At 38.1% G+C, this 15,398-nt stretch carries 14 protein-coding genes; 5 read left to right on the forward strand and 9 right to left on the reverse strand.

Annotation, left to right across the window (positions count from 1 at the left end):
• Positions 1-277: 277 nt before the first annotated feature.
• Positions 278-1,009 (forward strand): lysophospholipid acyltransferase family protein, encoded by a 732-nt coding sequence (locus tag T375_RS05960; RefSeq protein ID WP_044936275.1) that lies wholly within the window; start codon positions 278-280, stop codon positions 1,007-1,009.
• A gap of 35 nt (positions 1,010-1,044) precedes the next feature.
• Here the strand turns inward: T375_RS05960 and T375_RS05965 are convergent, their stop codons facing one another.
• From T375_RS05965 to hpf, 4 genes are all read right to left on the reverse strand, one after another.
• Positions 1,045-2,424, reverse strand: coding sequence for a UDP-N-acetylmuramoyl-tripeptide--D-alanyl-D-alanine ligase (locus T375_RS05965; RefSeq protein WP_044936277.1), 1,380 nt, complete (start codon positions 2,422-2,424; stop codon positions 1,045-1,047).
• Positions 2,425-2,448: 24 nt separating this feature from the next.
• On the reverse strand, positions 2,449-3,489 hold the full coding sequence (locus T375_RS05970) for a D-alanine--D-alanine ligase family protein (protein WP_044936279.1): 1,041 nt from the start codon (positions 3,487-3,489) through the stop codon (positions 2,449-2,451).
• A gap of 87 nt (positions 3,490-3,576) precedes the next feature.
• Entirely contained in the window at positions 3,577-4,455 is an 879-nt protein-coding gene (locus T375_RS05975) for a helix-turn-helix domain-containing protein (RefSeq protein WP_044936280.1), read from the reverse strand.
• Between the two features lie 94 nt (positions 4,456-4,549).
• Complete coding sequence (gene hpf / locus T375_RS05980) at positions 4,550-5,083, reverse strand: ribosome hibernation-promoting factor, HPF/YfiA family (RefSeq protein WP_044936281.1); 534 nt, start codon at positions 5,081-5,083, stop codon at positions 4,550-4,552.
• 232 nt (positions 5,084-5,315) lie between these two features.
• Here hpf and ymfI point away from each other — a divergent pair, with 232 nt between their 5' ends.
• Positions 5,316-6,047, forward strand: coding sequence for an elongation factor P 5-aminopentanone reductase (gene ymfI / locus T375_RS05985; RefSeq protein ID WP_044936282.1), 732 nt, complete (start codon positions 5,316-5,318; stop codon positions 6,045-6,047).
• On the opposite strand, the gene T375_RS05990 is transcribed toward ymfI, so the two are convergent.
• Positions 6,048-6,665: an Hpt domain-containing protein gene (locus T375_RS05990; RefSeq protein WP_044936284.1), complete on the reverse strand. Its 618-nt coding sequence runs from the start codon at positions 6,663-6,665 to the stop codon at positions 6,048-6,050.
• Positions 6,666-6,675: 10 nt separating this feature from the next.
• Positions 6,676-7,641, reverse strand: a complete 966-nt coding sequence (locus T375_RS05995; RefSeq protein ID WP_044936285.1) for a helix-turn-helix transcriptional regulator — start codon at positions 7,639-7,641, stop codon at positions 6,676-6,678.
• Positions 7,642-7,730: 89 nt separating this feature from the next.
• On the opposite strand from T375_RS05995, the gene T375_RS06000 reads away from it, so the two are divergent.
• From T375_RS06000 to T375_RS06010, 3 genes are read left to right on the forward strand one after another with little or no spacing between them, the layout of a single operon-like run.
• Positions 7,731-9,125, forward strand: coding sequence for a MurL-like N-terminal domain-containing (locus T375_RS06000; RefSeq protein WP_044936286.1), 1,395 nt, complete (start codon positions 7,731-7,733; stop codon positions 9,123-9,125).
• On the forward strand, positions 9,109-10,398 hold the full coding sequence (gene murD, locus T375_RS06005) for a UDP-N-acetylmuramoyl-L-alanine--D-glutamate ligase (RefSeq protein WP_044936287.1): 1,290 nt from the start codon (positions 9,109-9,111) through the stop codon (positions 10,396-10,398). Before T375_RS06000 ends, murD begins: the two co-directional genes overlap by 17 nt.
• A 9-nt stretch (positions 10,399-10,407) precedes the next feature.
• Positions 10,408-10,680: a hypothetical protein gene (locus T375_RS06010; RefSeq protein WP_049960317.1), complete on the forward strand. Its 273-nt coding sequence runs from the start codon at positions 10,408-10,410 to the stop codon at positions 10,678-10,680.
• 3 nt (positions 10,681-10,683) lie between these two features.
• Here T375_RS06010 and T375_RS06015 read toward each other — a convergent pair whose 3' ends face one another.
• The 3 genes from T375_RS06015 to T375_RS06025 form a co-directional block, all read right to left on the reverse strand.
• Entirely contained in the window at positions 10,684-13,356 is a 2,673-nt protein-coding gene (locus T375_RS06015) for an AAA family ATPase (protein ID WP_044936288.1), read from the reverse strand.
• Positions 13,353-14,438 (reverse strand): metallophosphoesterase family protein, encoded by a 1,086-nt coding sequence (locus T375_RS06020; RefSeq protein ID WP_044936289.1) that lies wholly within the window; start codon positions 14,436-14,438, stop codon positions 13,353-13,355. The genes T375_RS06015 and T375_RS06020 overlap by 4 nt, the downstream gene beginning before the upstream one ends.
• A gap of 113 nt (positions 14,439-14,551) precedes the next feature.
• Entirely contained in the window at positions 14,552-15,397 is an 846-nt protein-coding gene (locus T375_RS06025; protein ID WP_044936290.1) for an HAD family hydrolase, read from the reverse strand.
• Position 15,398: the final 1 nt, after the last annotated feature.

Genomic DNA, 15,398 nt, shown 5'->3' on the forward strand with positions numbered 1-15,398 from the left:
TCTTATGTCGTTGGGGCCATTTTATCACTTTTTGTGAATTTTGTCAAAAAGTACGGCCGTTTTTTTGAATAATTATTATAAAAAACTCCTGAACCACTTACTATCATCACCATTTTATGCCAAATTAAATTTAGATATAACTGATAGTTTATTAATACCATTCACTTTTTGTGAGTAATTATTCATTTCCTCTACATTGATAATTAATATTAGCTATTCTATAATATAAATATTCGGAGAAAATATCTGAATAATACATCAAAATATGGAGGACTCTATGATTAGAACCATAATAACTGTAGCTTTCGTTGTTATATTCCTAATTTGCAGTATTCCAATCTGGCTAATTCTTCTTATCTTAGGTTTGTTCAATAAACCAGCCAAGGATAAAATTGCTTACAACATTGTAGCTTGGGCATTTGGCGTAGTTGCATTCTTAGCCGGAGTAAAATACGAAGTAAAAGGACTTGAGAATATTCCAAAGGACAAAGCAGTACTTTTCATTGGTAACCATCAAAGCTTTTTCGATGTAGTACTTGGTTATCACCTTTGCCCAGCAGTCACTGGTTTCCTTTCAAAGAAAACTTTTGAAAAGGTACCACTTTTAAATGTTTGGATGTACATGAATTATTGCCTATTCCTTACAAGAACAGATCCTAGACAGGATTTAAAGCTTATTATAAAAGCTCAGGAATACATTAAATCTGGCATTTCAATGTTTGTTTTCCCTGAGGGTACTCGTTCAAAGACTGGCGAGATGGCTGAATTCCACGAAGCAAGCTTTAAGATTGCTACAAAAACTGGTTGTCCCATCGTACCAGTAGCTTTCACAAACACAAGAGAAGTTTTCGAGACACATCTTCCTCGTTTAAAGAAAACTCACGTTATCGTTACTTTCTGCCCTGCAATTGACACTACAGCACTTGAAGGCGACAACAAAAAGAAACCTGGCGTATACGTAAGAGGAATTCTTGAGGAACAATTAAAAAAAGACGCAGAATTAATCTAAATCAAAAGGCACCTCATATGAGGTGCCTTTAATATTTATGCCAATCTTTCTTTTAACGCTTCAACTACTTTTGTAAAGTTCATAAAGTGTGATGCCTTTACTAAAATGGTATCTCCACCGCGGATGATAGGAAGTAAATCCTCAAGCATAACATCCACATCAGTATAATGATGAGCCATGCAAGAGCTATTCTTCTGAGATAATGATTTATTAATCTCTTCTGATAAATCTCCTACAGTGAATACATATCCAATATGATTATCCTCAAGAGCCTGTCCAATTTCATAATGAAGCTCACGCTCATCCTGTCCAAGCTCTCCCATATCACCAAGGACTGCAATTGTTCTGCCTGTAGCCTTTCCAAGGACCTCGATAGAAGCCTTCATTGATACAGGGTTTGCATTGTAGCAATCATCGATGATATTGATATCACGAATAGTGATAATGTTGTTTCTACCAGCAATTGTTTCAGCCTTTGATAAGCCTTTTGCAATCTCCTGAATTGTAAGACCAAGCTCTTTTCCAACAGCTGCTGCTGCAAGACCATTCATAACGTTATGGCTGCCTGGCAATGGAATTGTAACATCGATATGTTCATCATCCATATTGAGAATAGCATCTGTTCCAGTAAGACCATTTGGCTTTACGTCAGTGGCATTGATTTGCTGACCGTTTAGACCATAGAAAATCTTTCTAAGTCCAAGTGTGTCGGCATTGATTAGCTTGTCATCATCACCATTAAGGATAACAAGACCATTCTTTGGCATGTGTTCAAATACCTCTGTCTTTGCCTGAAGAATACCGTCTCTAGACTTTAAAAACTCCAAATGACACTGGCCAATATTTGTCATAACAACAATGTCTGGCTTTGCAATATCGCCAAGACGATGCATTTCTCCAAAATCAGATATTCCCATTTCAACAACTGCGACCTGATGATTATCTCTTATTCTGCAGATTGTAAGTGGAAGACCAATTTCGTTGTTGAAGTTGCCCTCAGTCTTTAAAACAGAAAACTTTGTTTCAAGAACTGATGTAATCATTTCTTTTGTACTAGTCTTTCCTACACTACCAATAACACCAACTACTGGAATAGAAAGCTCCATTCTGTACGCTGTTGCAATTTGCTTAAGTGCAAGCTTTGTATCCTGAACCTGAATATATGGTCCGCTAGGATTATCAAGCTCTTTTTCTGACAATGATACTAACGCACCCTTTGAAAATGCATCCTCTATGAAATCATGTCCATCTACACGAGCACCAACCATAGGAATGAAAAGAAAATCCTTTTCAACCTTACGATTATCATTTACAGCTCCTGCAATTTCTTGATTTTTTGCTGCTTCACAACCTGGTACTAAAACCAATTTTCCATTTGTAACTTCGGCAATCCTTGCCAATGTCATGTTCTTCATAAATATCACTCTTACTTCTATATCTTAGTATTTCTTTAAAGACACCTTAATCAAATGCTCGCATAAATCTTCGAAATCCATTCCAATAACCTTTGCTTCCTGTGGAAGTAAGCTTGTTGGTGTCATTCCTGGAAGTGTGTTTGCCTCAAGACAGTAGATGTTTTCGTCTTCATCCATCATAAAGTCCATACGTGCATATGTTGTAAGTCCAAGTGCCTTGAATGCCATCTCGGCGTATTTCTTCATGGCCTGAGTAGCTTTCTCGCTAATATCTGCTGGGCATGTCTCCACTGCAGAACCAGCTGCATATTTATTTTTGTAATCGTAGAATCCCTGCTTTGGTGCGATTTCGATAACAGGAAGTGCCTTGCCTTCCATAACACCATCAGAGAACTCACGACCCTTAATGAACTGCTCAATTACAACTTCATCTTCCCATTCAAATGCTGCATCTAAAGCTGCATCTAAATCCTCTGACTTTTCTACGATTGTAACTCCAATGGAAGAACCACCGCAGTTTGGCTTAACGATGCAAGGGAATTTGTCAAACTTGAATCCCTTTCTGTTTGCCTTTTTAAGAGATGTACCAACTGGTGTAGGAACTCCTGCTCTGTTGAAGAATTCCTTTGTCATCTGCTTATCCATAGCTATGGCACTTGAAATGTAATCATTTCCTGTGTATTTGATTCCATATAAATCAAAGGCAGCCTGAACCTTACCGCTTTCTCCATCTCCGCCATGGAGCGCCATAAATACAATATCAGCCTTCTGACAAATCTTTATAACGTTTGGTCCGAAAAAGCTTGGGCTTTGATCTGCTCTGCTTTTGATGATTGCATCGATATCTGGTGCCTCTGATGGGATAGTTTCAACCTTAACTGAATTGTTGATGCTGTCCTCGAAAATATCTGTGATATCACACTCTGCATCAGAATATCCCATGAAAACATCAAGTACTAATGCTCTATGTCCTCTGGCTCTAAGTGCTTCTGCTACCATTGAACCAGATTTAAAAGATACGTCACGCTCAGAGCTAAGTCCGCCTGCTAAAACTACTATATCCATAATATATCCTCTTTAAAAATGTTTTTTCCGAACCACATTATACGTTTTTTCTTTCAATATATAAAGCCACTTTTTTATTTATCTACTTTATTGGTCTGTTATGGTGTAATACTTATTAAAATAATTTATCATAGCTGCCGCCGCTTCAAAGAAGTCATTTATTATTTTCTCGCCCTCAGTATTTCCCATTTCTTTAAACAATTCTTGTTGCAGACACATAACCTGGAAGAACACTCTTCCATCTATGTTTTTTATAGCTTTTGAAAAAATATATCCAATACACTTTTCAGCTTTCATATAGTCATGCTTCGCTATAAGCAGTTTAGCTAAACCAGCTGAAACAGAATTACATCTTTTTCTATAGTAATCAGTGTTGTCGTGAAATCCGTTGTTTAATAATAACTCATACAGTTCCTGTGCCTTTTCCAGATAACCTGTTTCAAGCAATGCATTAGCTTTCAGATAAATACCAAAATGTTCTAGTTTCGTAAAATGCTGGCCTGTCAGCATATCGGATTTCTCCGTCTCATGATTTGTAGGAAACAGTTCCTCTATTCGTTCAATAAACTCCTCCTTATCCATTCCACTTTTCAGCATATAAACCAAATCGCTAAGCAGCACATATTTCTGATGTTCCTCATTTTCATGATCCATATATTTCTTGAACTTCTCCAGCTTCTTCTCTATTGTCTTTTTCCCCTTAGAATTTAAGGCCAAAATCAGTTCCTCCTTAACTTTTTGGAATTCCAGGTTCTCATTCATTGTCAGTTCATGATAATCAACACCATTTACCTCGAACTCAACGCAAATTTTGTCAAATGTCTTTACACTAGGACAAGTCTTTCCTGTTTCGATTCCAGAAAGGGTTGAAGGTGCACATTTCAGCTTCCACGCCATAGTCTCTTGGCTCCAACCATTAGACTTTCTGTAGCTGTGCATATTTCTTCCTAAATTCTTCAATACCATAAAAATAACCTCCTGATATATCTTTCTCACAAAGCGGAGATTATATAATCAGGAGGTTAAAATTCCTTGAAAATTTTATTATAAAATTGCGAATTTAGAACTCTGGTTCAATTAAACCGTAAGCTCCATTTTTTCTCTTATAAACAACGTTGATTTCATCAGTATCTGCATTGCGGAACATGAAGAAATCATGTCCTAACATTTCCATTTCAAGGCATGCATCCTCAGCATACATTGGTTTCATATCGAATGTTTTCTTGCGGATAATCTGGATTGTCTCTTCGTCCGAATCCTTCTCCTCGATGAAATCCTGTGCAAATATTGTTCTAGAATCTGATTGTTTCCTATCTATAATTTTATTTCTGTGTTTCTTTAACTGAGCTTCTAATGTGTTTGTAACTGCTTCGATTGAAGCGTACATATCTGAAGTAACTTCCTCTGCTCTAAGATAAGAGCCTTTCATTGGAATAGTAACTTCTATTTTCTGACGCCCTTTCTCTACGTCTAAAGTAACGATAGCTTCTGTGTCCTTATTGAAGTATTTGTCTAATTTCTTAAAACGCTCCTCCACTGCGTCCTTTAATCCCTGTGTTAACTCAATGTTCTTTCCAGTAATTGTTGTTTTCATGATGTCTACCACCTTTGCGACGTATTTGAAAAACTATAAAACAGATTAGTGACATTCACTAATTTTATATTTGCTAGGAAGTTTTTCATGTAAAAATTATACCAATAGTATTTCATTTTCTCAAGGCTTTTATCTGAAATCTTTCTTAAATAATTATTAATTGTGTATACAACAGTCTCTGGCGTATTGTGTTATACTAAGCACAGATATTACATTGGAAAGGCGTATATTTATGAAGAAAACTGCAATTATAACAGGTGCCAGCCGAGGAATCGGAAAAGCCATTGCTGTAGCCCTTGCTGCAGAAGGATATCATCTGGCATTGTTTTGTCATAACAATATAGAAATGCTGAATCAATTAGCTTCAGATTTAAAAGACCAATATAAAGTGGAAGTTTATACCTATCAAGGTGATATTTCTGATAGTAGTTTTGTAATAGATTCCTGCAATGATGCTTTGGCTAAGCTTGGCCAGGTAGATGTACTTGTCAACAATGCAGGGATTGCTCATATAGGATTATTAACAGATATGTCCGTAGACCAGTGGAACACAATGGTAGGCACAAATCTTTCGCCACTGTTTTACACAGCAAAAGCTGTGGTTCCTTCAATGGTTAATAAAAAGTCAGGAAATATTATCAACATCAGCTCAATGTGGGGCACTGTTGGAGCTAGCTGCGAAGTTGCTTATTCTGCTACAAAAGGTGGAGTCAATTCCTTTACAAAAGCTTTGGCCAAGGAACTGGCACCTAACAATATCTCCGTTAACGCTATCACTTGCGGTGTAGTTGATACAGATATGAATGGAATGCTATCAGCTGATGAAAAGGCTGAACTTGCTGAAGAAATTCCTATCGGCCGTTTCTGCCAGCCCGAAGAAATTGCTGAGACAGTTCTTGGCATAATAAAAGCCCCATCATACATGACAGGGCAAATTATTGGTGTGGACGGTGGCTATATTTAATTATTCCGCCAACAATATTTCGATTTTATCCCAATCCATTCTTCGAAGTTGCTTGTTTATTTCTGCAACCCGCTTTTGAGCCTGGATTGGGAGTTTATATTTATCCAATTCCTCTAAGATCATCTCAACAGCATCGTAATCCATTAATGGACTCACTTCTTTTAATGCTGCAAAAGCTTCCTTTAATTCCTCATCAGATATAGGCTTCTTGTTTGCTTTTTGCTGCTGTTTCCAGGACATGTATGGAAACAAACGTGTTTTATAGCTAACGTAAAGCTTTATAAAATCATCTAGATTGGCCTTTATATATCCTTTGTCATTGGCCTTTCCAGCCATTTCCAATCCAAGCGCCATCTCTGATAATTGCTTAGCTCCAATCATTCTGGCAGATGTTTTTAATGCATGTGCCTTGATTGTAAAATACTCGATATCACCATTTTGAAATGCATCAAGAAGCTCCGCCTGCTTCCCGTCTATATCGTAATAGAATGCCTCCAAAAACTTATCAAATTCTCTAACACTACCGCAGAACTTCAATCCACTTTCGATTGATAGTCCTTCTACTTCTGACAGCCCCTTTAATTCTGGCGGAAGACTCCCTTCTGTAATACTTCCCATTATTCTACCCCTATTTATCTATTATTGCTTTTATATAATCCTTAAACTTCCTTTCTTCCTCCTCCGGAAAACATATCGTTGCCCCTATTCCTGTAAGCCAACCGTACAATTGAGGTGAAACCGCAACTGATATACGAGCTCTAACCAAATCTTCTCCTTCTGCTCGAATATCAATATCTGCCCCAAATTTATCCAGCACAACGCCAATCAGTCTTTTATCAAACCTGATGGTAACAACTCTTTCATCACCTGCAAACATACTAATGTGTTGCTTTGCGTATTCGTGAGGATTAAGAGCACCGCGCTGTTTATCACCGCTTCTTTCCTCTTCAAGCATCTCGGCAGATATTATTTTATCTACGCGATAGTGCCTTATCTGCTGGCTATCATCATCGTATGCTACAAGATAATAGTTCTCATCATTTCTAAGAAGAAATGCAGGACTTACAACATAAATTTTGCCACCGTGCCTAGGCTTCATCTCCTTTGTGAGAGTCCAGTCCTGATATTTAAAAGACATTTTTTTATTATTATCAAGGCACTGGTAAATCACATCAATAGAATAGAAAATCTTTTCATTTCCTGTGGACCTTTTCTCTGGCACAACAACCTGACGAGTCAACTGAGTAGCTTCATCCATACTGGCCAGCGTGGTTATCTTTTCCACAAGTTCCTTTGTTTTCTTTTGAGATATGAACTTTGATGCACCTACCGCATCCACAAGTAGTTTGAGTTCCGCAAGCTCAAATACTCGTGAGCCTATGTAATAGCCTTTGTCCCCTTTTACCACATCAACACCGGCTTCCATAAGCGTAGCCATGTCTTTATAGACCGTTTTTCGCTCTGCCGAAATACCTCTCGCCTCAAGACGTCTTGTCATTTCGATAGCGTTAATCTGGTGTTGCTCATCACTTTCATTCATGAGGATTTGGTATTCGTTTAGAATTTTATACTTCTGTCCTCCAACGTGTGGCATAACGTCTCCTTAACTATTTTTTATTAAAGTATTATGATATATTATATATTTGATTATAAAAGATTTATAGAATGTTTCAAAGGAATTATATGAGTAGAACAGATTTTTATAAAAAATGCAGATTAGATTATCCTACCTTTACTTATCAGGGATATTCGTACGATTTAAATGACGAAGGCATTAGTATGACCTTTGATTTTTCAATTGATGGATTATCAGAGTTTCATCCAACCTGGTTCATACCTCGCATCAACACTGTAGATTCTATTGACGAATCACTTATTGATGATATGGTATTCTCCCTTGGTATGGTTGAACTTGTTAGCTATTGGAAAATAACTTGCCCTCCTACCGTTATTATTAAAGATAGAAAACTTACAGACCAGCAGATTAGCTGGTGGAAAAAGCTCTATTTTAATGGGCTAGGTGAATTCTACTACACAAACGGAATTGATGAAGATTTTGACGCCTTCATGACAGTTAAATGCGAAAGCGACAAGACTACTCGCCAGTTTGCCCCAGTAGATATACCTACAGCTTCTGCTAATAAAAAGCCAAAGGTTCTTATACCTGTAGGCGGCGGCAAGGACAGTGTTGTTTCTATTGAATTACTCAAAGAACATGCCGATATCAATTGCTATGTTATTAATTCAAGAGGCGCCACTGACGCCACTGTTGAAGTTGCAAATCTCACTGACAATACAATCTACGCAAAGCGTACTTTAGATAAAAACATGCTTGATTTAAACAAGCAGGGATTCTTAAACGGACACACACCATTTTCTGCCTTAGTTGCTTTTTCAAGCATCATCGCAGGATACCTTAACGGATTGAGCTTTGTTGCTCTTTCAAATGAGGGAAGTGCCAATGAGTCCACAGTATTGAACAGCTATGTAAACCATCAGTATTCTAAAAGCTTCGAGTTTGAAGCTGATTTTAGAAGCTACGAAAAAAATTATATCGGTTCTGGTGTATTTTATTTCAGCTTCCTTCGTCCACTTTCAGAGCTTCAGATTGCCATGCTGTTTTCTCGTTTCAAAAAATACCATGGCATTTTCAAGAGCTGTAATGTAGGAAGTAAGCAGGATATCTGGTGCGGACATTGCCCTAAGTGCTTATTTGTTTATATCATCCTTTCTCCTTATCTTTCAGTTGAGGAATTGGATGCAATATTTGGAAAGCGCTTATTTGAGGATGAAACCTTAATGGAAGATTTTGATAAGCTTTGCGGCATTCTTCCAGAAAAGCCATTTGAATGTGTCGGAAGTCGTGACGAGGTAAATGCATCTGTTACTGAAGCAATCAGCAAATACGCAGCTCGTCAAATGCCTCTTCCTGTACTACTTAAGCACTATCAGGATGAAGCTGTTGTTCCAGCTATTCCATTTGCAAAATATATAAAGCAATATTCAACAGAACATGCTTTAAATGAATACTTTGAAAAAATAATCAAGGACGCTCTTAATAATGAAAGAAACAATTAGAAATTTAATCAAAGACAAAAAAGTTTTAATTCTAGGATATGGACGAGAAGGACAATCAAGTTTTCGCATGATTAGCTCTGTAGGCGGATATCAGGTGCTTGATATTGCCGATGCAAATGCTGTTAGTTCTGATTTAACAGCAAGCCACAAGGTTATCACAGGTGCTAATTATCTTGACTGCTTAGATGAATATGATGTTGTTTTCAAAAGTCCAGGAATTGTTCTTCCTAAGGATATTAAGGAATACAGCTGCCATATTACCTGTCAGGCCGACCTGTTTTTACAGGTTTATGGTGCTCAGACAATAGGAATTACAGGAACTAAGGGAAAATCCACAACATCTTCACTTTTATATCATATACTTAAGGAGTGTGGTAAGGATGTTCTCTTCGGAGGAAATATCGGATTACCAATTTTCGATATCACTGATCAGATTCATCCTCGTACTATTATTGTATTTGAGCTTTCTTGCCACCAGCTTGAATATGCTCACTATTCACCATCAAAGGCAATCCTTTTAAATCTTTATGAGGATCACTTAGATCACTACGGAACAGTTGAAAAATACTGGAATGCAAAGAAAAATATTTATAGAAATCAAGGCTATTGCGATTTCCTTTTCTGCAATCCAGAGTTTTTACCAGCTCCTGGTGAATGCAAAGCTACTGTTATCAAGGTTAAATCTGCTGATTTACCATTCAACTCATTTGACGAGATTGAAGGCGTAACACTCCGCGGCACACACAATCTTTTCAATACCGCCTTTGTTTACGATATCTGCAGAAGATATGACATCACTGATGATGAGTTCAAGAAGGCATTAGCTTCTTTCAAGACTTTGGCTCATCGTTTACAGTTCCTCGGTTCTTTAGATGGCGTTGATTACTACGATGATTCAATCTCTACAACAGTAGAATCTGCTATTAGTGCAATTAAAGCCATTCCAAATGCTGGCACAATTCTTCTTGGAGGAATGGACAGAGGTATTGATTACGATCCTTTGGTTGATTTCTTACAGACACGAAGCTTAGAGCATATTATTTTAATGTATGATAGCGGAAAAGTTATTTTAGAAAAGCTTAAAGCAGCTACAAACGATGAGTTCATGACTCATGTACACTACATAGAAGAACTAGCAGATGCTTGTACCTATGTTAAAGAAAACGCATCTAAGGGTACTGCTGTTATTCTTTCTCCAGCTTCGGCAAGCTATGGTCACTTCAAGAATTTTGAGCAGAGAGGCGATTTCTTTAAAGAAAATATTGGACTATGAGGATAAAGTATGAGTAATACACGATATTCTTTTTTGAATGATGAAGGTCCTGCAGTAAAACACTGTTCTAAATGTGGTAGACGTATACCACTTAGCTCGCCTTATGACCAGTGCAAAGAATGCATGAAAAAAGAACTCTTTCCAAAGGTGAAAGAGTTCATTAATGAAAACTATGATGTCAACGAAATGATTGTTGCTCAAGAGTTTGGTATCGACCGAAGTATCATCCATGAGTGGGTCCGTGATGGTCACTTGGAATATAAAACACGTCCACAACTGTAGAATTTATATTCTACTGTCGTGGCATGTGAAATATACTGTTTGTCGTTCGTCGGCAATTTTATGAAGGAGTTTTAACGACTCCTTTATTTTTTTGTCATCAAGATTTGTAAATGGATCATCCAAAATAAGAATTGGCTTCTCATCCGGATAAAGCACGTCAACAAGAGCAAGTCTGGAACAAAGCGCTACCAAATCCTGGTATCCTTGAGATAGGTATTCCGCGCTTTTGGTGCTTCCCGAGTATGCCAGCTTTATATTTAAATCCATATCAAGCTCGAAGTCTTCAATGGCATAGCCTGACTTTGTAGCCTCTGGACCATTAATCAAGCTAAGATATTTATGAAGTCCATTTTGAAGGGGTTGCATATACTTTGACTGGAAGCTCTCCCTGGCTCTTTGAAGGAAATCCTCTGTCTTTGTAAGTAACTCTGCGTTCTTTTTGAACTCCTTTTCCTTTACCTCAAGACGTTCTATTTGCTCAGAAATATCGCTTAATCTTTCAACATCCTCAAGTGCCTGCGCAAGATTATCTTTCTCCTGCATAATCTGTCTATTGAGCTCCATAATCTGCTCATCCAAAATATTCTGCTTTTGCTGAAGATCATCCACTGACTGAACCTGCTCATTCACATCGTACATTTCCTCAAATTTGGCTATTTCTTCTTTGAGGTTGTCTACACGCTCTTTTATTGCAGTGTATGCACGTTTTTTAATGCTGATGCTTTGAATCTGTTCAAGGCGCTCAAGTGATTTATCAATCGGATATCTTGAAAGAATATTGTTGATATCCTCAGTCATGGTTTTGATAGAGCTTTCATGACTGTCTATCTCTTCTTGCTCCTCAAGATATTTTGCATACTTTTCAGCATCCTTTTTGAGCTGAGCAAGGAATTCGTACTCTCCACCCATTTCGTAGAGATTGATTCCATACCATGTGGCAAAAGGCTGAATCTTTGTGTATAGCTCCAGCTGCAAATCTGCAAGCTCATCAAGTGTACCTTCTGCTTCCTGATGTCTTGATTTTTCTTCTTCAAGAAGATGTCGGTACTGATCCAGCTTTCTACGAATTTCGTATACATTTTCCTGCATGGTATCAGCTCTGGTAAGAAGGAAGTGAGACAGAAATTCTGAGCACTCTTCCTGTAATTCTCTAAGCTCTAATGTGCTGAGTTCAAGAGCATCCTCTTCTTCCGATACACGCTCCTCGTATTCTGCAGCCTGTTTCATTTTATTCTTGTGGGTACGTCTTCCGCTGATTGAAAGAATAACCACATCCACAATGATGGCCACAAAGCTGACTATTTCTACAATTCTTCCAACTACATCTGTCAGATAGTTGCTAAACACAACACCTGTCATAATAAAGATAGCTAAGAAGATTGTACCGATAATATGCCAAACACTAACTGTATTTTTCTTGTTGAGCTTTTCATTTGCTTCCTGCTCTGCTCTAATGGTGATAAGTCTCTCGTTGCTTTGACTCACCCTTGCCTCAAGACCAGTAATCAAAGTAGTCTGGCGTTCTATATGAGAAAGCTGTTCGTCGGTAGGCTCCATTTTATCGAAGAAGAACTTAAGCTCTGTAAGCTGCTTGTTGGATTCCTCTGATAGTTTTGAGTGCTCTGCCTTAGCACGAAGCTCAGAAAGATTCGATGCCATTTTGTTCCACATAGCAAATTCAGTATCATCTGGAATTCGCTCTGTAAATGGCTTATCAAAAACTGGAGTCTCTCGGCTTCTATCCTCTGACAATCCTCTAAGGGCACGCTCGTGAACAGCCAAATCTCGCTCGGTCTGCTCAAGCATGATAATTTCATCATCGCTAGGAAGCCCTGATTTAAAGAATTCTTCCAGCTCAGATAGCTTTCCAAGCTCGCTATCAAGGTTTTCTTTATGAATCTTGTATGCGCCAAGCTCCTGCTCTTTTTTACTTTGAAGCTGGATTGTCTCAGCTAGCTTTACTTTCTCTGCATTGAGCTGATTAAGGTTGCCCTGCTTTTCTTCTACCAAGCAGCTCATAGCCTCAACGCTTTCCTCTATAGCTGGAAGTTTTTCGTATTCTTCCTTACATTTGTTTATTTCGTTTTTTACACCGTAAAGCTTGCCCGGGTTGATTTTACTATTTCTAGTGTATTCAACTCTTGCATCCTTTACGCTCTTTAGAGCTACATCAAAGTTGCTGATGTCGTCTCTGGCAGCAGTGAGATTTCCCATTTTTGCATTGAGAGAATCTGTCATCCCTGTTCCTAAAGAAAGCTGTGGAATATACACACTCTTCTCGAATGAATCTCTATCTACTCGAAACAGTTCTTCACCAATATCCTCAGTGTAGTCGTTTGATAAAAGCCCTGTCACATCATCATAAAGAGAAAATGTGTCGTCTTTATCTGTCTTGCCAAAGGTACGTTCAATTCGGTATCTACGGTCCTTTGCAGTAAAGACGATATTTCCTCCACAAAGGCTACCATCCCATGGAAGATAATGGTTTCTTTCCAGAAGCTTTTTCTTGGTATTTGGAGAATATTCCAATCCATAAAACATGGCCTTGATGAACACTGAAAATGTGGTCTTTCCCCATCCATTTTCCTGAAGTATTGGATTGAAACCTTCATCAAAATCATATTTAAATTCTGTAATCTTGCCAAAGTGGGCAATATAGCATGATACTAATTTCATTCAATATCCTCCCCCATAATGGCTCTAATTCCTAGTTCGATAATCTTGGCTTTCTCCTCTTCATCCATATCCTGTGCCTGAACAAGTCGAACGAATTCACCCTTCAAGCTCTTGTCATATTTGAAGCTGTCGTAATCAACTAACGTCTTTGTTCTGTCGTAGCATTTTACGAAGAAGTATTTATTCTCAAAGAGGCGAACGAAGCGCACAATATCGAGTTCATCATCCAGTTCACGCTCACCAGTAATAACAAACTTAATAAGGTCCTGATCATCCACATCGACCAACAGCTCTTTTGCCTTTGCCACAGTATCCTGCAATGACATATCAGCTGTAACCTCTACCTGAATCTCATGAAGTCTTCTAAGAGCAAAAGGAATAAACTCTGATGTGATTTGACCATCGTTTATCTCCATCAAAACAAAGCCCTTATCTCCGGTCTCATCGAAGCCACGACCCTCCAGACATCCTGGATAACAATACACTCCTCTGTCATCCAACTGCTCATAAATGTATTTATGCACATGGCCAAGAGCAAGATAATCAATAAACTTGCCCTTCAAAGCAGTGGTATTGATGATTTCAGCGCCATCCCTGCCATCATAATCAGACTGCTGCCCGTGCAACATAACGATATTAGTATTAGCAGAATCAAGCACCAAACGCTGAGCCATAGTTGCAACGTTTGTGGAATTAATTTCCATACCAGTAATCACAACATCATCAAGCTCATAGCTGGTCCATCCATCATCTGTAAACATATGGAAATTAGAAGGTATCTCATCTATACCCTCTTCCATAAAATCGCATCTATCATGGTTGCCCTTCAGATAATAAAACTCAATCTGTGGATTATTTACTATCTGCTCAACAACTCTTCTTTTAACTTCTTTTCTAATGTGGATTTTATCGAATAAATCTCCGGCAATAAGAATAGCACGCACCTGATTATCAAGAGCGTACTCTACCATACGTTCAAATGTCTCAATCAACTCTGAACGTCTAAGAAGTGCCTGGTCTTTATCAAGATTGCTTTCCATCTTGGAGTCTAAGTGCAGGTCTGCACAATGAATAATTCGCATACAATCTCCCTAACAATTTCTCCCTTATTCTTGCCTATAATTCTAGCACATCTCCCGCCCCCGTAACATCTTCTTTTTTCACCAAAAAGTAACGGCACACGCTATTCACTTTTTCATAAGGCCGGGATTAATTTTAATTCCTTCATCCCATTATATATTCCGTCTTCAGTGATATTAGTTGTGACGAAATCCGCTATCGCCTTTAAATCATCTGAAGCGTTTCCCATGGCAACCCCAATGCCAGCATATTCAATCATCTCAAAATCGTTTGGCCCATCGCCAAAAGCAACTGTGTCTTCTCTTGTAATACCTAAGTATTCAACAAGCTTTTCCATTCCCACAGCCTTTGTGATTCCACCAACTGCTATTTCACCAGAGGACTCGTTTTCATTTTTAAAGCTCATGGCAGTAATGTAGTAATCTTCCCCAAGCATCTCTTTTATCTGCCCAAGCGACAATCCAGCTTTGTAATAGCATATTTTCTCAGCATTTTCATACTTTCCTGCGTTATTTATTAAATTGTCATCAACATATTCATGCTCAAAAATTTTGGAAATATTCTCTGGAACTCTGTCCTTGAGACGTTCCTTGAAATTCTCATGCATCGCCTCAAAGCACTCAGATGTACCAACCACCTTGTCGGTGCATTGAAGCATGTAAATCATTTCTTGAGATTTCATAAAATCAAGAAGTTTAGATAGCTGTGCCTCCGTCATATGGTTTGCAAAAATTTCTTTTCCACCGTATGTAACATTTGCTCCAGCTGCAGATACGAATCCGTCGAATCCGAATTCTAATAGTCTTTCTTCAATTTGGCAGATGCTTCTGCCAGTACATAAAATAATCTTGTGGCCATTTGCCTTAGCCAATCTTAAAGCTTCTTTGGCGGATTCTGGAAATTCCCCGCCAAAATTGATGAGTGTGCCATCAATATCAAAAAATATAACTTTCTTACTCATA

The sequence above is a fragment of the Pseudobutyrivibrio sp. LB2011 genome (assembly GCF_000701765.1).
Lineage (GTDB): Bacteria > Bacillota > Clostridia > Lachnospirales > Lachnospiraceae > Pseudobutyrivibrio > Pseudobutyrivibrio ruminis.